The organism is Streptomyces sp. 3214.6, from assembly GCF_900129855.1.
GTDB classification, from domain to species: Bacteria; Actinomycetota; Actinomycetes; order Streptomycetales; family Streptomycetaceae; genus Streptomyces; species Streptomyces soliscabiei.
Map to the genome: position 1 here is coordinate 7210620 of NZ_LT670819.1, position 18503 is coordinate 7229122.

An 18503-nucleotide genomic window follows, 5' to 3' on the forward strand; every position below is an offset into this window, starting at 1 on the left:
ACGAGGCCGGTGCCGGTCAGGACTCATGAGGTGACCAGGTTGCCCGTGTCCACCGGCCGGGTCGCCGTCGCGGCCCGCGCCGCGTCGTCGGCGACCTCGGCCGCCGTCAGCACGTACCCCGTCTCGTCGTCGGAGGTGGAGCGGGCGAAGACGACGCCGTAGACCCGGCCGTCGGTGGTCAGCAGCGGGCCGCCGGAGTTGCCGGGGCGGACGGTGGAGCGGATCGAGTAGATCTCACGGGTGACGATCCGGTCGTTGTAGATGTTCCGGCCGGTCGCCTTCACCCGGTTGGCGACCGTCGCCGCCTGGAGGTTCAGGTCGCCGTCCTGCGGATAGCCGGCGACGACCGCCGAGTCCCCGCGGGAGGCGTCGTCGTCGAAGCCCAGCACCGGCGCGCTCAGGCCCGGCACGTACAGCACGGCCACGTCCTTCTCCGGGTCGAAGAGCACCACGCGCGACTGGAACGATCGCCCCACACCGCCGATCCGTACGGTCGGGTCGTCGATGCCCGCCACCACGTGCGCGTTGGTCATCACATGCTCGCTCGCGTACACGAAGCCGCTGCCCTCGCGGCCCTGGTCGCCCGAGGCGCCCTCGATCTTCACCGTGCTCGTCTTCGCCGCGTTGGTCGCGCTCGGTGTGACGCTGTCGCCGGTGGGCTTGGCGACCTCGGCCGTCGACTCGTTCTCGAACGGGTTGAAGACCTGCGGGAAGCCCGCCTGGGTCAGCGCCGACGTGGCCCGCGAGAACCAGGTGGGCGTGGTGTCCGGCATGGCGTCCTGCACCGCCCCCAGCAGCCGTGAGTCCCGTATCGACGACGTGACCACCGGCGACGAGGACGCGCCCAGCACGCTCGCCGCCACCCACGCCACGATCAGCACCGCCACCGCGTTCGCCGCCGCCCCGCCGACCCCGTCGGCCACCCTGAGCGGCCCCCGGTCCAGCTCCCGGCGCAGCCGCAGCGCCAGCCGTCCCGCCAGCTCGTGCCCCACCACCGCGGGGACGAGGACCGTGAACACGGCGGTCACCGTCGACGCCGTCGTCCCCGGAGTCACCAGGTCCATCAGCCACGGCAGGACCCACACGCCGATCACCGCGCCGCCCACGAACCCGGCCAGCGAGACACAGCCGGCCACCAGCCCACGCCGGTAACCGGAGCCGGCGTAGGCCAGCACCACCAGCGTCAGCAGGATGTCGAGCAGGTCCACACGGCCCCCTTTCTGTCGGATCCCCTAGTACGTGCGGGAAGGGCCCAGTGATCAGCTACCCATCGATCACGCCCACGCGTACATCCGGAACCGGCCACGTGTGCGTGTACCTCGTAAAACGGCGTGCACCGGGAGGATGGTTCCACCAGGTGGCACAGCACACATCGCGGGCGGACCGGAACCGGCCGACAGTGGGTCCATGTGCGCCCTTCGAGCGGCCGCCCGCGCCCGGCGGCAAACCCGAGGGCGGTTCCCGGCGCGGAGACCGGGCCCGCTCCTCGTGCTCCTGGGCTGCCTGCCGGGGCTCTCCGCCGTCGCCGCCCTGGGACTGTGCGCGGGCGGTGTCGACCACGCCGCCACGGCCGGCCCGGCCGCCCCCGACGGCCGTCGGGCCGCCCTCCCCGCCGGCGCGCACCGGGCGGCGAGGCCGCCGATCGTGCCGCGCGCCGCCTGGCTGGACGACCTCGCCCGGCACGCCCAGCCGCCCCCGCGCTACGACGACAAGGTGGTCACCGTCTTCGTCCACCACACCGACTCGCCCAACGGCTACGACTGCGCCGACGCCCCCCGCATCATCCGCTCCCTGTACACGGGCCAGACCGCGGCCCGGGGCTGGGACGACATCGGCTACAACTTCCTCGTCGACCGCTGCGGCACGATCTACGAGGGCCGCGCGGGCGGCGTCGACCGGCCCGTCACCGGCGCCCACACCCAGGGCTTCAACCACCGCACGGCCGGTATCGCCGCACTCGGCACCTTCACCTCCGGAGTGCCGGTGCCGCAGCCGATGGTCGACGCGATCGCCGCCCTGACCGCCTGGAAACTCGGCCTGTCCGGCGTCGACCCGCGGGTGAAGGTCCGGCTCACCTCCAGCAACAGCCTCAGCCGCTACCGCGCCGGCACCACCGCCACCCTCCCCGCCCTCGCGGGCCACAACGACGGCTACATGACCAGTTGCCCCGGCCGGGCCCTCACCGCCCGTCTGCCGGAGATCCGCGAGACGGCCGCCCGTCTCCAGGGCCGCCTCCCGAGCGCAACGGCCGCGCGCACGCTCACAGGAACGCCTTAGACGGCGGGCCGGGAGGCCGCGCGGCAGGGCGCCGGCTGGACCAGGGCCGCCCGCGGTCCCTGGACCGTGCTCTGCGCCGTCGCCGCGGTCGTCCTGGGCCCGGCAGCGGCCACCGCGTCCGCCCTGGAGCAGGCCAACAGCGCGCCGATGCACCACGCGGTGCGGGCCGATCGGACGCAGGCCTACATCCCCACGGACACCACCCGCCGCAAGCTCGCGCTGTGACCCCGGCGCGACCCGCCATGAGGCTCACTCCTTGAAGCGCTGCCACAGCCGGGGATACCGCTCGGCCAGCGCCCCCTCGTTCTCGAAGTTCACCGGTGTGCCCTCGGGTTCGGAGGGCGCGGGCGGAATGCCCAGGTCCGGGGCGACGGTCCCGGTGAGCTGCTCGTAGGCCTCGTCGGCCGCGTAGCCGAGTTCCTCGCCGTCGCCGTCGATCTCCTCGTCGAAGTCCTCCAGCAGGTCGGCGAGCGAGTCCGGGTCGTTGTGCAGGGCGCCCTCGAAGACCTCGCGGCCCTGCCCGATCAGCCAGCAGCGGAAGAAGTCGAAGGCGTCGTCGCTCGCCCCGTCCAGCAACAGCCAGGCCGCGCCCCACAGATCCCAGCGGTAGGCGCGGTTGTAGCGGGACTCGAAGTGCCGGGCGAAGTCGAGCACCGACTCCGGGTCCAGTCTGAGCAGCCGTTCCACGAGCAGGTCGGCCTGCTCCTCGGGATCGCCCTCGGCGGCCTCGCGGGAGGCGTCCACCAGCTCCCAGAACTCCGTCTCGTCCATCACGCGTCCAGCATCGTGCCTCCGGGTGCGGGACGCACCCGGAGTGCCCGGGATTCTCACCCCGGCCGGTACAGCTCCGCCAGTCGGGCCGCGTCCTCGGCGAAGCGCTTGCGCAGGGGCTCGGGGGAGACCACCTCGACCTCCGGCCCCAGCGCCGTGAGTTGCGTGTGCGCCACGTCCTGCGACTCCACCCGCAGCGTGAGCGTCACCCAACCCCGCCCGTCCGCCTCCCCGGCCGTCGCCAGCGCGTCCCGGGCCGCCACCGGGTCCACGGCGTGCGCCAGCCCGCGCAGGCCCGCCTCCGACAGCCGCAGCACGACCTCGTCCCGCAGGATCGAACGCGTGAACCGCTGCGCCTGCTCGGCCCAGAACCCGGGAAGGTCGAACTCCTCGTCCCGGCTGAAACGATCCGTCAGGTTCTCGACGCCGACGAACCGATCGATGCGGTACGTCCGGAACGTCCCGCCGCCCCGGCCCTCCTCCCGCACCCGGGCGCACAGGTACCAGACCCCCGCCTTCAGCACGAGCCCGTACGGCTCCAACTCCCGCACCACTTCCCGCCGACGCTCCCCGGAGTCGCGCCGGTACCGCGCCCGCACACACCGGTCGTCCCACACCGCGTCCGCGATCACCGTCAGCAGCCCCGGAGTCTCCGGCTCCCGGAACCACGCCGGCGCGTCCAGATGAAACCGCTGCGCCGCCGCCCGCGGCGCGTCCCGCAGCGAGGGCAGCAGAGCCGCCGACACCTTCAGCCGCGCCGCCGAGGCGACGTCCTGAAGGCCCATCTCCCGCAGCGCCCCCGGCACCCCGCTCAGGAACAGCGCCTCTGCCTCGCCGCGCCCCAGCCCCGTCAGCCGCGTCCGGTACCCGCCGATCAGCCGATAGCCCCCGGCCCGCCCCCGCTCCGCGTACACCGGCACGCCCGCCTCCGACAGCGCCTGTGCGTCCCGCGTGACCGTACGCTCCGACACCTCCAGCTCCCGGGCCAGTTCGGCGGCGGTCATCGTGGGCCGGGACTGCAGGAGGAGCACCATCTTGATGAGGCGGGCAGCGCGCATGAGGTCATCATGGTGCGTCTTCGGCCGCGGGCCCGCAAGGGGCTGGTCGCGAACTGCGCGACCAGCCCCCACCGGCCCGAGGCCGACGCACGACCGGAAAACGGTGAAGGGGCCCGGCGGCTGAAGCTGAAGCTCGCCGGGCCCCTTCACCAACCAAAACCCCGGGCCTACAGCCCGTAGCGCTCGCGCGCCTCCTTCACCGCCGTCGCCTTCACCTCGCCGCGGCGGGCCAGCTGGGCCAGGGCCGCCACGACGATCGACTGCGCGTCGACGCCGAAGTGGCGGCGGGCCGCCTCACGGGTGTCGGACAGACCGAAGCCGTCCGCGCCCAGCGAGGAGTAGTCCTGCTCGACCCACTGCGCGATCTGGTCCGGGACCTGACGCATGTAGTCGGAGACCGCGAGGACCGGGCCCTCGGCGCCCTGCAAAGCCCGGCGGACGTACGGCACGCGCTCCTCGCCGCGCAGCAGCGCCGCGTCGGCCTCCAGCGCGTCGCGGCGCAGCTCGGTCCAGGAGGTCGCGGACCACACGTCGGCGGCCACACCCCACTCCTCGGCGAGCAGCTTCTGCGCCGTCAGGACCCAGTGGATCGCCGTGCCCGAGCCCAGCAACTGGATGCGCGGGGCGTTGGCCCCCGCCACGTCCACGCCCGCCGACTCCGCCGTGTTGAAGCGGTACAGGCCCTTGACGATGCCCTCGTCGACGCCGGCGCCGGACGGCTTGGCCGGCTGCGGAATCGGCTCGTTGTAGACGGTCAGGTAGTAGAAGACGTTCGGGTCCTCACCCGGGGCCGCCTCGCCGTACATCCGGCGCAGACCGTCCTTGACGATCGTCGCGATCTCGTAGGCGAACGCCGGGTCGTAGGAGAGGGCGGCCGGGTTCGTCGCGGCGATGACCGGGGAGTGGCCGTCGGCGTGCTGGAGGCCCTCGCCGGTCAGCGTGGTCCGGCCCGCGGTGGCGCCGACGAGGAAGCCGCGGCCGAGCTGGTCGCCGAGCTGCCACATCTGGTCGGCGGTGCGCTGCCAGCCGAACATCGAGTAGAAGATGTAGAACGGGATCATCGCCTCACCGTGCGTGGAGTACGCGGTGGACGCGGCGATGAAGTCGGCCATCGAACCGGCCTCGGTGATCCCCTCGTTGAGGATCTGGCCGTTCTTGGCCTCCTTGTAGTACATCAGCTGGTCACGGTCGACCGGCTCGTACGTCTGGCCCTTGGGCGAGTAGATGCCCAGGGAGGGGAAGAGGCTCTCCATGCCGAAGGTGCGCGCCTCGTCGGGGACGATCGGCACCCAGCGCTTTCCGGTCTCCTTGTCGCGGACCAGGTCCTTGACCAGCCGGACGAAGGCCATGGTGGTGGCCACGTTCTGGGAGCCGGAACCCTTGTCGAAGGAGGCGAAGGCCTTCTCGGCGGGGGCCGGCAGCGGGGCGAGCGCATGCGTGCGGCGGGCCGGGGCCGGGCCGCCGAGCGCGGCGCGCCGCTCCTTCAGGTAGCGCACCTCGGGGGAGTCGGCGCCGGGGTGGCCGTAGGGCACGACCCCGTCGGTGAACTGCGCGTCGGAGATCGGCAGCTCCAGCAGGTCGCGCATCGCCTTGAACTCGTCCACCGTCAGCTTCTTCATCTGGTGGTTGGCGTTCTTCGACGCGAAGCCCTCGCCGAGGGTGTGGCCCTTGACGGTCTGGGCCAGGATGACGGTCGGCGCGCCCTTGAACTCGACGGCCGCCTTGTACGCGGCGTACACCTTGCGCGCCTCGTGGCCACCGCGGGAGAGGTGGAAACACTCGAGGATCTTGTCGTCGGAGAGCAGCTTGGCCATCTCGACAAGCGCCGGGTCCTTGCCGAAGAAGTCCTGGCGGATGTAGGCGGCGTCGCGCGTCTGGTACGTCTGCACCTGCGCGTCGGGTACCTCGCGCAGGCGGCGCACGAGGGCGCCGGTGGTGTCGAGCGCGAACAGCTCGTCCCAGGCGGAACCCCACAGCGTCTTGACGACGTTCCAGCCGGCGCCGCGGAACTGCGCCTCCAGCTCCTGCACGATCTTGAAGTTGGCGCGGACCGGGCCGTCGAGCCGCTGCAGGTTGCAGTTGATGACGAAGGTCAGGTTGTCCAGGCCCTCGCGGGAGGCGAGTGCGAGTGCCGCGGTGGACTCGGGCTCGTCCATCTCGCCGTCACCGAGGAACGCCCACACGTGGGACGCGGAGACGTCCTTGATGCCGCGGTTGGTGAGATAGCGGTTGAAGCGCGCCTGGTAGATGGCGGAGAGCGGACCGAGACCCATGGAGACGGTCGGGAACTCCCACAGCCAGGGCAGACGGCGCGGGTGCGGGTACGACGGGAGGCCGTTGCCGCCGGCCTCCTGGCGGAAGTTGTCCAGGTGGGACTCGTTCAGCCGGCCGTCGAGGAAGGCGCGGGCGTAGATGCCGGGGGAGGCGTGGCCCTGGATGTAGAGCTGGTCGCCCGAGCCGTCGGCCTCCTTGCCCTTGAAGAAGTGGTTGAAGCCGGTCTCGTAGAGCCAGGCGGCGGAGGCGAAGGTGGCGATGTGGCCGCCGACGCCGTGTTTGCTGCCCCGGGTCACCATCGCGGCCGCGTTCCAGCGGTTCCACGCGGTGATCTTCCGCTCCATCTCCTGGTCACCGGGCGCGGAGGGCTCGGCGGCGGTGGGGATGGTGTTGACGTAGTCCGTCTCGAGCAGCTTGGGCAGCGCGATGCCGTTGCCCTCGGCACGCTCCAGCGTGCGCCGCATCAGATACGCGGCACGGTGCGGCCCGGCCGCCTTGGTGACGGCGTCCAGCGAGGCCTGCCATTCGGCGGTCTCCTCCGGGTCCCGGTCGGGGAGCTGGTCGAGCGCGCTCGGCTGGATGGCCTTGGGGTCGGTCATGTCGCCGCCTTCCTCAGTCGAAGGGGTTCCCTATGGGGTATGGGGGGGTGCCCTTGGTCTTTGGCAGGACAGGGCGTGGGCTCGGGTGCGGTGTCGGTGTGCGACTGCGCCGTCGGCCCGTCGGCGACTGTAACTCCCTGATCGATGATCGATCAAAGGGTTGAAGGGCAAAACCTCTCGATTACGAGAAAGTCGGCACGGGGTGCCTTTCGGGCAGGCACCGGGTGCCGCCCATTTTCCGTCGTTTCCGCAGGTGAGCGCAGGTGAGCGCCTGACTGCTCGACTGGTGCCGGCCGGGTCACGCCCGCGGCGCGCAGCCCAGGACATGCGCCTTCACCAACTCCGCGATGCGCGGGTCGCGCCGCTTGAACGCGGCCACCAACTCCTCGTGCTCCTCCGCGTACGACTGCTGCACGGTGCCCAGCCAGCGGATGGACAGCGCCGTGAACACCTCGATGCCGAGGCCCTCCCAGGTGTGCAGCAGCACCGAGTTCCCGGCCGCCCGCACCAGCTCCCGGTGGAAGCCGACGGTGTGCCGCACCTGGCCGGTCCCGTCGGCCGCGCGGTCGGCCTCGTACAGGGCGACGACATGCGGTTCCAGGGCCGAGCAGTCCTCGGCGAGCCGCTGGGCGGCCAGCTCCGCCGCGATCGCCTCCAGACCGGCCCGGACGGGGTAGCTCTCCTCCAGGTCGGCGGCCGTCAGGTTGCGCACCCGCACCCCCTTGTTCGGCGCGGACTCGATCAGCCGCAGCGACTCCAGCTCCCGCAGCGCCTCCCGCACCGGCGTCTGACTGACCTCCAGCTCGGTCGCGATCCGCCGCTCCACGATCCGCTCGCCCGGCTTCCAGCGCCCGCTGACGATCCCCTCCACGATGTGCTCGCGGATCTGTTCGCGCAGCGAGTGGACGACGGGCGCGGTCATGAGGGCTCCTTCGAGCAGGGGCCGCCCCTCGGCCCCGGGGGCGTCTGACGCTTAGACAATACGGCCGTGAGCGCTTTCCAGAAGGGCACGTGGGGGTGCTTTACGCAGGTGAGACGAGACTTACACGGGGCCGGAACGACGAGCGCCCCCGCCCGGAAAACTCCGGACGGGGGCGCCCATGGCTGAACCTCAGGGGTTACAGGCCGAGCTCGACCTCGAACTCGCCCGCCTCCAGGATCGCCTTGACCGCGGTCAGGTAACGGGCCGCGTCGGCGCCGTCGACCAGGCGGTGGTCGTAGGACAGGGTCAGGTACGTCATGTCGCGGACGCCGATGACCGTGCCCTCCTCCGTCTCGATGACGGCCGGACGCTTGACCGTGGCACCGATGCCGAGGATCGCGACCTGGTTCGGCGGCACGATGATCGTGTCGAACAGCGCGCCGCGCGAGCCGGTGTTGGAGATGGTGAAGGTCGCGCCGGACAGCTCGTCCGGGGTGATCTTGTTCGCCCGGACCTTGCCCGCCAGGTCGGCGGTGGCCTTGGCGATGCCGGCGATGTTCAGGTCGCCCGCGTGCTTGATGACCGGGGTCATCAGGCCCTTCTCCGAGTCCACCGCGATACCGACGCTCTCGGTGTCGAAGTAGGTGATCGTGCCCTCTTCCACGTTGATCCGGGCGTTGACGGCCGGGTGGGCCTTCAGCGCCTGGGCCGCCGCCTTCACGAAGAACGGCATCGGGGAGAGCTTGACGCCCTCGCGCGCGGCGAAGGAGTCCTTGGCCTGAGCGCGCAGCCGCATCAGGCGGGTGACGTCGACCTCGACGACCGACGACAGCTGCGCCTGCTCGTGCAGCGCCTTGACCATGTTGTCGCCGATGACCTTGCGGATGCGCGGCATCTTGACGGTCTGGCCGCGCAGCGGGGAGGCCTCGAGCTTCGGGGCCTTCTTCGCGGCGGCGGCAGCAGGCGCGGCAGCGGCCGGAGCCGGGGCAGCGGCGGCGGCCTTCGCGGCCTCGGCGGCGGCGAGGACGTCCTGCTTGCGGATCCGACCGCCGACGCCGGTGCCCTTGACGGCGGCCAGGTCGACGCCGTTCTCGGCGGCGAGCTTGCGCACCAGCGGGGTCACGTACGCACCCTCGTCGGTGGCCTGCGCGGCGGGCGCGGGCGCCGGGGTGACCGGAGCCGGAGCGACCGGCGCGGGCGCCGGAGCGGCCGGAGCCGGGGCAGCGGCGACCGGGGCGGGCGCCGGAGCGGCGGGGGCCGGGGCCGGGGCGGCCGGCACCGGAGCGGCCGGAGCCGGGGCAGCGGCGGCGGGCGCCGGGGCGGCGGGAGCCGGAGCAGCCGCGGGGGCCGCGCCCGGGGCGCCGATGACGGCGAGCTTGGCGCCGACCTCGGCGGTCTCGTCCTCACCGACGGTGATCTCCAGCAGCACACCCGAGGTGGGCGCCGGGATCTCGGTGTCCACCTTGTCGGTCGACACCTCCAGCAGCGGTTCGTCGGCCTCGACGCTGTCGCCGACCGACTTCAGCCAGCGGGTGACGGTGCCCTCGGTGACGGACTCGCCGAGCGCGGGCAGGACCACGTCCGTGCCCTGCGCGGAACCGGCGCCGGCGGCGGCCTCGGCGGTGGGCGCCGGGGCGGGAGCGGCCTGCTCGGTGGAGGGCTGGGCGGCCGGGGTGGGCTCGGGAGCCGGGGCCGCGACGGGCTCGGCGACCGGTGCCGGAGCGGCAGCAGCCGCACCCGTGCCGTCGTCGATGACGGCGAGCTCGGCGCCGACCTCGACCGTCTCGTCCTCGGCGACCTTGATGGAGGCCAGGATGCCGGCGGCGGGGGAGGGGATCTCGGTGTCGACCTTGTCGGTCGACACCTCGAGCAGCGGCTCGTCGGCCTCTACGCGCTCACCCTCGGCCTTCAGCCAGCGGGTGACAGTGCCCTCGGTGACGCTCTCGCCGAGCGCCGGAAGGGTTACGGAAACCGCCATGGTTTCGGTTGCTCCTTACGAATTGCGGAAGTCTGAGTCGTCGCTTCGACGTGTTTCGACCGAGGGTCAGTCGTGCGCGTGCAGCGGCTTGCCCGCCAGGGCCAGGTGGGCCTCGCCGAGCGCCTCGTTCTGCGTGGGGTGGGCGTGGATGAGCTGCGCGACCTCGGCCGGCAGCGCCTCCCAGTTGTAGATCAGCTGGGCTTCGCCGACCTGCTCGCCCATGCGGTCACCGACCATGTGGACGCCGACCACGGCACCGTCCTTGACCTGGACGAGCTTGATCTCGCCCGAGGTGTTCAGGATCTTGCTCCTGCCGTTGCCCGCCAGGTTGTACTTCAGAGCGACGACCTTGTCCGCGCCGTAGATCTCCTTGGCCTTGGCCTCGGTGATGCCCACGGAGGCGACCTCCGGGTGGCAGTACGTCACCCGCGGCACACCGTCGTAGTCGATCGGGACGGCCTTGAGACCGGCCAGACGCTCCGCCACCAGGATGCCCTCGGCGAAGCCGACGTGCGCGAGCTGGAGCGTGGGGACCAGGTCGCCGACCGCGGAGATCGTCGGGACGTTGGTGCGCATGTACTCGTCGACCAGGACGTAGCCGCGGTCCATCGCGACGCCCTGCTCCTCGTAGCCCAGACCGGCGGAGACGGGCCCGCGGCCCACCGCGACCAGCAGGACCTCGGCCTCGAACTCCTTGCCGTCGGCCAGGGTGACCTTGACGCCGTCGGCGGTGTACTCGGCCTTCGAGAAGAAGGTGCCCAGGTTGAACTTGATGCCGCGCTTGCGGAACGCGCGCTCAAGAAGCTTGGAGGAGTTCTCGTCCTCGACCGGCACGAGGTGCTTCAGACCCTCGATGACCGTGACGTCGGAGCCGAAGGACTTCCACGCCGAGGCGAACTCGACGCCGATGACACCGCCGCCGAGGATGATCGCGGACTTCGGCACGCGGTCCAGGACGAGGGCGTGGTCGGAGGAGATGATCCGGTTGCCGTCGATCTCCAGGCCCGGCAGCGACTTCGGCACGGAGCCGGTCGCCAGGAGCACATGGCGCCCCTGGATCCGCCGGCCGTTCACGTCGACGGAGGTGGGAGAGGACAGCCGGCCCTCACCCTCGATGTACGTCACCTTCCGGGAGGCGACAAGTCCCTGCAGGCCCTTGTACAGGCCGGAGATCACGCCGTCCTTGTACTTGTGGACCCCGGCGATGTCGATGCCCTCGAAGGTGGCCTTGACGCCGAACTGCTCGCTCTCGCGGGCCTGGTCGGCGATCTCGCCCGCGTGCAGCAGGGCCTTGGTGGGGATGCAACCCCGGTGCAGGCAGGTGCCGCCGACCTTGTCCTTCTCGATCAGGGCGACGTCCAGGCCCAGCTGCGCCCCGCGCAGGGCCGCGGCGTAACCGCCACTACCACCGCCGAGGATCACTAGGTCGAAAACGGTGCTGGCGTCGTTCGCCACGTCACGTCCTCCATGCATGTGCGCCACGCCGGTCTCCAGTGACCGGTCGGCGGCTGGTGTCCGGCCGCTCTGTTATCGGCCCTGTGGTGGGGGCCCTGTCCTGCCGAGCCCCATCCTCGCACTTGTCGGAGGCGGACGAGACACGGGGCCGGGGTGTGAGACACCCCACGCTCACATGTGACGGACGTGGGGGGAGCCGGTTCAGGGGGGCGAGGAACTGCGCGACCAGCCACATATGGCCCGCACCCGCCACATGACGGACGGGCCCGAGTGATCAGGCGCACAGTCCCCCTCTCCCGGAGCGACTAGCCCAGGTCGCCGGAGGCGGTGAGCTCCGCGAGCCGCACCAGCGTCCGCACCGCCGTACCCGTACCGCCCTTCGGCGTGTACCCGAAGGGACCCCCCTCGTTGAACGCGGGCCCGGCGATGTCCAGGTGCGCCCAGGTGATCCCCTCGCCGACGAACTCCCGCAGGAAGAGCCCGGCCACCAGCCCGCCGCCCATCCGCTCACCCATGTTCGCGATGTCGGCGACGCCGGAGTCCATGCCCTTGCGCAGGTGCTCCGGCAGCGGCATCGGCCAGGCCGGCTCGCCGACCTCCTCGGCGGCCTCGTGCACCGCGGAGCGGAACGCGTCGTCGTTCGCCATGATCCCGAAGGTCCGGCTGCCCAGCGCCAGCATCATCGCGCCGGTCAGGGTCGCCACGTCGACGATCGCGTCCGGCTTCTCCTCGGAGGCCGCCCACAGCGCGTCCGCCAGGACCAGCCGGCCCTCGGCGTCGGTGTTGAGGACCTCGACGGTCTTGCCGCTGTACATGCGCAGCACGTCACCCGGGCGGGTGGCGGAGCCCGACGGCATGTTCTCGGCGAGCGCCAGCCAGCCGGTGACGTTGACCTCGAGCCCGAGCCGTGCGGCGGCGACGACCGCGGCGAAGACCGCCGCCGCACCGCTCATGTCGCACTTCATCGTCTCGTTGTGCCCGGCCGGCTTCAGCGAGATGCCGCCCGAGTCGTAGGTGATGCCCTTGCCGACGAAGGCGAGGTGCTTCTTCGCCTTGCCCGAGGTGTACGACAGCTTCACCAGGCGCGGGGCGGCGGCCGAGCCGGAGCCGACGCCCAGGATGCCGCCGTAGCCGCCCTTGGCGAGGGCCTTGTCGTCGAGCACCTGCACCTTGATGCCGTGCTCCTTGGCCGCCGTCTGGGCGAGCGCGGCGAACGCCTGCGGGTCGAGGTCGTTCGGCGGCATGTTGATCAGGTCGCGGGCGCGGTTGAGCTCCTCGCCGACCGCGGCGGCACGCAGCAGCGCCGCCTTGTGGACGGCGTCGCGCGGCTTCCCGCCCAGCAGGGCGGCCTCGGCGAGCGGCGCCCTGCCGTTCTTGCCGTTCTTGGCCCTGGCGTCCTTGCCGCCCGGCCCGGTCTGCTTGTAGGCGTCGAAGGAGTACGCGCCGAGCAGCACGCCCTCGGCGATCGCGCCGATGTCGGCGGCGTCGGTGACCGGCAGGGCGAACGCGGCCTTCTTGGAGCCGGCGAGGGCGCGGGCGGCCACGCCGGCGGCCCTGCGCAGCGCCTCGGCGTCGAAACCGGCGTCCTTCTCGGGCTCGGCTCCGAGCCCCACCGCGAGCACGAGCGGCGCCTTGAAGCCGGCCGGGGCGGGCAGCTTCGTCACCTCGCCCTCGGCCCCGGAGGCACCGAGGGTTTCCAGGACGCCGGCGAGTCGGCCGTCGTAGGCCTTGTCGAGGGCTTCGGCGCCTGGGGCAACGATCAGGTCGCCAGACCTGGATGCGGCGCCCTTGGCGACACCGATCACGATCGCGTCGGCCCGGAGGCCGGGCGCCGCGGCGGTGCTGAGAGTGAGAGCAGTCACGGTGGTGAAATCTCGCTTCCGATGTGGAGTTTGCTGTGGCCGGAGGGTGTGGGTCGACCAGGCCCGACAGCCGACCCTAGAGCCGGGCAGAGGGTGCGGTCGTATCCGGGGTCTGCCTCACCGGCGCGGCGGACCGGTGCGGCGAATCCCGGAACGAGCCTACGCGTGCGTGTGTGTTCGCTCAGCACGCGAGGGTTCACCTGTCGATGGCGTCGTAGCCACTTGTCGATCCTCGCACTCCATGAACTGGGTCACACCCGTCGGGTTCCGGTGCCTCGGACGGCGATCATCGTGGAGTACGTTGCCGCACAACCTGGAGCCCGCCCGGTGAGACGCCCGACCGTTCTGCTGCCCCTTCTCGGCCTGCTGCTCGCGGGCTGCGCCTCCGCGCCGGACGACCCACCGCAGGACCGGCCTGACGGCTCGTCATCGGGCGCGACGTCGGCGAGCGGGAAGGTCTGGCAGCCCGCCCCCGGCATCGACTGGCAGTGGCAGCTCAGCGGACGCCTCGACACCTCCGTCGACGTGCCCGTCTACGACATCGACGGCTTCGACCAGACCAAGGACACGGTCGCCGGGCTGCACGACGACGGCCGCAAGGTCATCTGCTACCTCTCCACCGGCGCCTGGGAGGACTGGCGCCCCGACGCCGCGAAATTCCCCAAATCGGTGATCGGCAAAGGCAACGGCTGGGACGGCGAACGCTGGCTCGACATCCGCCGGACCGACGTCCTCGAACCGCTGATGGCGGCCCGCCTCGACATGTGCCGGGCCAAGGGCTTCGACGCCGTCGAGCCGGACAACATGGACGGCTACAAGAACACCACCGGCTTCCCGATCAAGGCCGCCGACCAACTCCGCTACAACCGTCTCATCGCCGGCCTCGCCCACGACCGGGGCATGTCCGTCGGCCTGAAGAACGACCTCGACCAGATCCCCGCCCTCGTCGACGACTTCGACTTCGCCGTCAACGAACAGTGCGCCCAGTACGACGAGTGCGAGGAGATGACCCCCTTCATCGAGGCGGGCAAGGCCGTCTTCCACGTCGAGTACGAACTCCCCACCAGCGACTTCTGCGCCGACTCCCGCCGCCTGCGCCTGAGTTCCCTGCTGAAGAAGTACGAACTGGGGGTATGGCGCGAGACCTGCCATCCGGCCGGCTAGGGCTGCCCTAGGCCCCCTGGTGGCCCAGGCAGAAGACCACGAGGGCGGTGGTCGCCGCCGTTTCGGCGAGGCCGCCGAACACGTCCCCGGTGACCCCGCCGAAGCGGCGCGTGCAGTGCCGTAGGAGGAGTTCGGCGGCGGCGAGGGCGGCGAGGATCGCGAGCGCCGGGCGGACGGCGTCGTACGGCTCGAAAAGGGGACCCGGCTCGACCGGCCCGAGGAGGGCGACGACGCCGTCGCCCCCGTACGGTCCGAGCCACGCGCCCGCGGCCGCCGCCGCCAGCGTGACCGCGACGGCGGCGATCACCGCGCCCCGCACCGGGACCACGCCCGCGACCGCCGCCCCCAGCCCCTCCGGCCGCGCGGCCGGCACCCCGTCGCGGGCCGCCAGGGTCAGCGCGAGTCGGGCGGCGGCCGCCGAGACGACGGCGGCCAGCGCGCCCAGGGTCCACGAGACCTCGTAGAGCTGCGTCAGCGCGGCCACTTGGGCGAGCAGCACGACGACGAGCGTGAGCACGCCGAACGGGCCGATGTCGGACTGCTTCATGATGCGCAGCGCGTCCTCGGCGGGCTTGCCGCTGCCGAGTCCGTCCGCGGTGTCGGCCAGCCCGTCCAGGTGCAGACCACGGGTGAGGACGGCGGGCACGGCGGCGGAGGCGACGGCGGCCAGCAGCGGGCTCGCGCCCAGCCGGAGCAGCAGCAGCCCGAGCCCCGCCGCGCAGCCGCCGACGACCAGCCCGACCAGCGGGGCGCTCAGCATGCCCCCACGGGCGGCCTGCCGATCCCAGCGGGTCACCCTGACCGGGAGCACGCTGAGGGTACCGAAGGCGAACCGAAGGCCGTCGAGAGGCGAGGTCATGGACACCGCGGCAGACTAGCCCGGACGCCGCACCGGCGAGACAGCCCACCCCTTCCGCCGGGAAACTGGCGGCATGGGCCAGTGGCTGCAGCGCAACATCGTCGAACCGGGCAAGCTCCCGCTGCTCCTGGCGCTGGCCGCGCTCGTGCTCACGTTCGTGATCACCCGGGTCATCACGCGTCTGATCCGGGCGGGCAAGGGCCCGTTCGGCAACATCAGCTCCGGCGGGGTGCACATCCACCATGTGGTGCCGGGCGTGGTGCTGACCGTCGCGGGCGGCTTCGGCGCGGTGACGAGCGGCCTGCGGGGCTTCGGCTCGGGCGCCTTCGCGATCGTCTTCGGCATCGGCACGGGCCTCGTCCTCGACGAGTTCGCGCTGATCCTGCATCTCGACGACGTGTACTGGACGGAGGCGGGCCGTAAGAGCGTGGAGGCCGTGGTGCTGACCGTGGCCCTGGTCGGGCTGCTGCTGGTGGGCTTCTCGCCGTTCGGCGTCAACGACATGAGCGACGAGGAGCTTCAGGACCGGGGGAGGGTCATCTCGACCGTGGTCGTGAACTTCCTGTTCTCGCTGGCGGTGCTGGCGAAGGGGAAGGCCAAGATGGCGGTCTTCAGCGTGTTCGTGCCGTTTTTGGGGCTGGTGGGCTTCATTCGGCTGGCCCGGCCGGGCTCGCCGTGGGCCCGGAGGTTCTACGGCCGTCGTCCGCGTGCGCGGGCCAAGGCCGTGCTCCGCGCGTATCGCCACGACCGGCGGTGGGCCGGGCCCCGGCGGTGGGTGGGGGACTGGCTGGGCGGGAAGACGGACGCCGAGCTCGCTCAGTCCCGTAAGGGGGAGTGAGGGCGCCCATGGGCGGGGGAGGGACGTCGTCCGGCTGCCCCGCCCCGCGCCGGCACGCGCACAGCGCCACCACCGCCCCGATCGCCGCCAGATGCTCCTTGCCCGCCAGGTTGTTCTTCAGCAGGACCTCCACCACCATGGCGACGACCACCGCGGCCGCCGTCGCGCGGGCGCGATAGCGCCAGCCCAGGAACACCGCGAGGCCGACCACGGCCGCCGACGGACCGGTGTCCACGATGCGGGCGTCGGCCACCGGCAGGCCGAAGGGGCTGTCCGGGCCCAGGGCGATGCCCACGCGGGCGTACAGGGTGCCGGCGAGGGTGGCGGCGTAGGCGATGACGAGGGTGCGCCACCAGCCGAGGCAGAGCTCCGCGACGCCGAACACCAGCAGAAGCTGCGCGAGGGCGCCCCACACCGGCAGGTCCAGCGCGGGGACGAAGAGCGAGAGCGGGGTGCGCAGCAGGGCGAGCCACAAGGCGTCCTGCGCCCTCACCGCGCCGAGGTTCTGGACCGGCTGATAGCCCCACGACTGGTTCTGCACGACCTGCGTCACCGACGTCAGGCACACCGCCGCCAGAGTCATGGGCACCAGCCTCATGGGCACCGCGCTCATGGGCGCCGCCCGCCGAGACCGCCGCACCAGGGGGGTGCGTACGGCCAGGTACAGCGCACCCCATTCGGCGCGGGCCCAGCGGGCGATCCGGTTCATCGGTGGGTCTCCAGATGCTTGCGGTGCAGCCACTTCGGCAGCCCCGACGGCACGGCCCCCAGGAACCCCTCCGCCCGCGCCGCGGCGATGCCGATGCGGGGCAGGTCCGCGCTCTTCTCGAAGAGCAGGAAGCGGGGTTCCCAGATGGGCCGGTACTTGGCGTTGGCGCGGTACAGCGACTCGATCTGCCACCAGCGCGAGAAGAAGCTGAGCAGCGACCGCCACAGCCTCAGCACCGGCCCGGCGCCGAGGCGTGCGCCCCTTTCGAAGACCGACCGGAACACGGCGAAGTTGAGCGAAACCTGGGTGATCCGGATCTCTCGCGTCTCCCGGGCCCGGCGCAGGAGTTCGAGGACCATGAACTCCATCAGGCCGTTGTCGCAGGCGCGGTCCCGGCGCATCAGGTCGAGGGACAGGCCGTGCGGCCCCCACGGCACGAACGAGAGCAGGGCCCGCAGCTCACCGTCGGCGTCGGTGCACTCCAGCATCACGCAGCGGCCGTCCTCCGGGTCCCCGAGCCGCCCCAGCGCCATGCTGAACCCGCGCTCCGTGGCCCCGTCGCGCCAGTCGTCGGCGCGCCGCAGCAGGTACGCCATCTCATCGGCGGGGATGTCCTCGTGCCGCCGTACCCGCACGGTGTACCCGGCCCGGCGGACCCGGTTGTACGCCTGCCGGACGGTCCGCATGGCACGTCCTTCGAGGGTGAACTCGGCGACCTCGACGATCGCCTCGTCCCCGAGTTCCAGCGCGTCCAGTCCGTGCCGGGCGTACACGGTCCCGGCCTCCTCGCTCGCGCCCATCACCGCCGGGATCCACCCGTGCGCCCGCGCCTCGGCGAGCCACGGCTCGATCGCCCCCGGCCAGGCCTCCGGATCCCCGAGCGGATCCCCGGACGCCAGCGACACCCCGCCGATGACGCGGTAGGCGACGGCCGCCTTGCCGGTCGGCGAGAAGCACACGCTTTTCTCGCGGCGCAGCGCGAAGTAGCCGAGCGAGTCCCGCTCACCGTGCCGGTCGAGGAGCTCCCGTAGCCGTTTCTCGTCGTCCTCGGTGAGCGGGTCGACGGCGCGCCGGGAGCGGAACGCCGCGTACAGCACGGCGAGGACGAGGACCGTGCTCAGCACGTTGACGGCGACGTCCACCCAGGTGGGCGTGGCGATCCCGGGGACGCGGTAGTCGTCGGCGGCGACGGAGACCAGCCGCAACGTGCCGTAGCGCCAGCGCTCCAGGAAGGTGGAGGGGGCGGAGGCCCGGTTGGTGACCGTCACGAGCAGCGCGGCCAGCAGCGAGGCGCCCAGCAGTCCGCCGACGCCGACGGCCGCGGCGAGCTTCGGGTTGGACCGGTCGCCCTTGGCGTAGAACTCCCGCCGCCCGGCGAGCAGCGCGACCACGAACGCGGCGGTCAGCGCGAGGGAGACCCAGTTCTGCGGGCAGCGCCTGATCTCCGGAAACGCCATGGCCAGCGAGAACAGCCCCAGGAACGCCCCGCTGAGACCGAGGTTGAGGATCCACGCGGCCCGTTTGCGCCGCCGCATGGTGACGGCCAGGAACGCGGTGAAGACCCCGGACGCGAAGCCGGCCGTCAGCAGATACGGCGTGAACAGGTTCTCCTGGTTGTGCCGCCGCACGTCCTGCCCCAGGGAAACCCACACCGCACTGAGGAAGTTGACGAACGCGACGGCCCGCAGGTACCAGACGGCGAAGGCGGCGGCGCCCCGGGTGTTGCCCATGAGTGGT

Annotated in this window: 14 protein-coding genes and 1 pseudogene; 4 read left to right on the forward strand and 11 right to left on the reverse strand. The window is 72.0% G+C overall.

Going from position 1 to position 18503, the window contains the following annotated elements; translation table 11 throughout:
• Positions 1-23: 23 nt before the first annotated feature.
• A complete protein-coding gene (locus B5557_RS32610; RefSeq protein ID WP_079662813.1) occupies positions 24-1208 on the reverse strand; it encodes a MarP family serine protease in 1185 nt (394 codons plus the stop codon).
• A gap of 280 nt (positions 1209-1488) precedes the next feature.
• Here B5557_RS32610 and B5557_RS32615 point away from each other — a divergent pair, with 280 nt between their 5' ends.
• Entirely contained in the window at positions 1489-2277 is a 789-nt protein-coding gene (locus B5557_RS32615; RefSeq protein ID WP_231976492.1) for a peptidoglycan recognition protein family protein, read from the forward strand.
• A 66-nt stretch (positions 2278-2343) separates the two neighbouring features.
• Positions 2344-2502 (forward strand): hypothetical protein, encoded by a 159-nt coding sequence (locus tag B5557_RS44335; RefSeq protein ID WP_173877757.1) that lies wholly within the window; start codon positions 2344-2346, stop codon positions 2500-2502.
• 24 nt (positions 2503-2526) lie between these two features.
• Here the strand turns inward: B5557_RS44335 and B5557_RS32620 are convergent, their stop codons facing one another.
• The 7 genes from B5557_RS32620 to B5557_RS32650 all read right to left on the reverse strand — a co-directional run bounded on the left by B5557_RS32620 (position 2527) and on the right by B5557_RS32650 (position 13196).
• Positions 2527-3048, reverse strand: a complete 522-nt coding sequence (locus B5557_RS32620) for a DUF4240 domain-containing protein (RefSeq protein ID WP_079662815.1) — start codon at positions 3046-3048, stop codon at positions 2527-2529.
• A gap of 56 nt (positions 3049-3104) precedes the next feature.
• Complete coding sequence (locus B5557_RS32625) at positions 3105-4106, reverse strand: helix-turn-helix transcriptional regulator (protein ID WP_079662816.1); 1002 nt, start codon at positions 4104-4106, stop codon at positions 3105-3107.
• 167 nt (positions 4107-4273) lie between these two features.
• Positions 4274-6979 (reverse strand): pyruvate dehydrogenase (acetyl-transferring), homodimeric type, encoded by a 2706-nt coding sequence (gene aceE, locus B5557_RS32630; protein ID WP_079662817.1) that lies wholly within the window; start codon positions 6977-6979, stop codon positions 4274-4276.
• Between the two features lie 298 nt (positions 6980-7277).
• Positions 7278-7901 (reverse strand): GntR family transcriptional regulator, encoded by a 624-nt coding sequence (locus tag B5557_RS32635; protein ID WP_079662818.1) that lies wholly within the window; start codon positions 7899-7901, stop codon positions 7278-7280.
• A gap of 196 nt (positions 7902-8097) precedes the next feature.
• The gene (sucB, locus tag B5557_RS32640) at positions 8098-9879 is read right to left on the reverse strand and encodes a 2-oxoglutarate dehydrogenase, E2 component, dihydrolipoamide succinyltransferase (protein ID WP_079662819.1); all 1782 of its coding nucleotides are present in this window, start codon (positions 9877-9879) and stop codon (positions 8098-8100) included.
• Positions 9880-9945: 66 nt separating this feature from the next.
• A complete protein-coding gene (gene lpdA, locus B5557_RS32645; RefSeq protein WP_079662820.1) occupies positions 9946-11334 on the reverse strand; it encodes a dihydrolipoyl dehydrogenase in 1389 nt (462 codons plus the stop codon).
• A gap of 305 nt (positions 11335-11639) precedes the next feature.
• Entirely contained in the window at positions 11640-13196 is a 1557-nt protein-coding gene (locus tag B5557_RS32650; RefSeq protein WP_079662821.1) for a leucyl aminopeptidase, read from the reverse strand.
• A 327-nt stretch (positions 13197-13523) separates the two neighbouring features.
• Here B5557_RS32650 and B5557_RS32655 point away from each other — a divergent pair, with 327 nt between their 5' ends.
• Positions 13524-14360 carry an endo alpha-1,4 polygalactosaminidase gene (locus B5557_RS32655; protein ID WP_079662822.1) on the forward strand — a complete coding sequence of 279 codons (837 nt, stop codon included), beginning with the start codon at positions 13524-13526 and terminating at the stop codon, positions 14358-14360.
• A gap of 7 nt (positions 14361-14367) precedes the next feature.
• Here B5557_RS32655 and B5557_RS32660 read toward each other — a convergent pair whose 3' ends face one another.
• Positions 14368-15219 (reverse strand): adenosylcobinamide-GDP ribazoletransferase, encoded by an 852-nt coding sequence (locus tag B5557_RS32660; RefSeq protein WP_079662823.1) that lies wholly within the window; start codon positions 15217-15219, stop codon positions 14368-14370.
• Between the two features lie 73 nt (positions 15220-15292).
• Here B5557_RS32660 and B5557_RS32665 point away from each other — a divergent pair, with 73 nt between their 5' ends.
• Entirely contained in the window at positions 15293-16057 is a 765-nt protein-coding gene (locus tag B5557_RS32665; protein WP_079662824.1) for a hypothetical protein, read from the forward strand.
• A 58-nt stretch (positions 16058-16115) separates the two neighbouring features.
• On the opposite strand, the pseudogene B5557_RS44340 reads toward B5557_RS32665, so the two are convergent.
• Positions 16116-16766: pseudogene (locus B5557_RS44340) on the reverse strand (hypothetical protein); the annotation flags it as partial.
• On the reverse strand, positions 16763-18496 hold the full coding sequence (locus B5557_RS32675) for a phosphatidylglycerol lysyltransferase domain-containing protein (RefSeq protein WP_079662825.1): 1734 nt from the start codon (positions 18494-18496) through the stop codon (positions 16763-16765). The pseudogene B5557_RS44340 and the gene B5557_RS32675, both read right to left, overlap by 4 nt.
• Between the last annotated feature and the right edge of the window lie 7 nt (positions 18497-18503).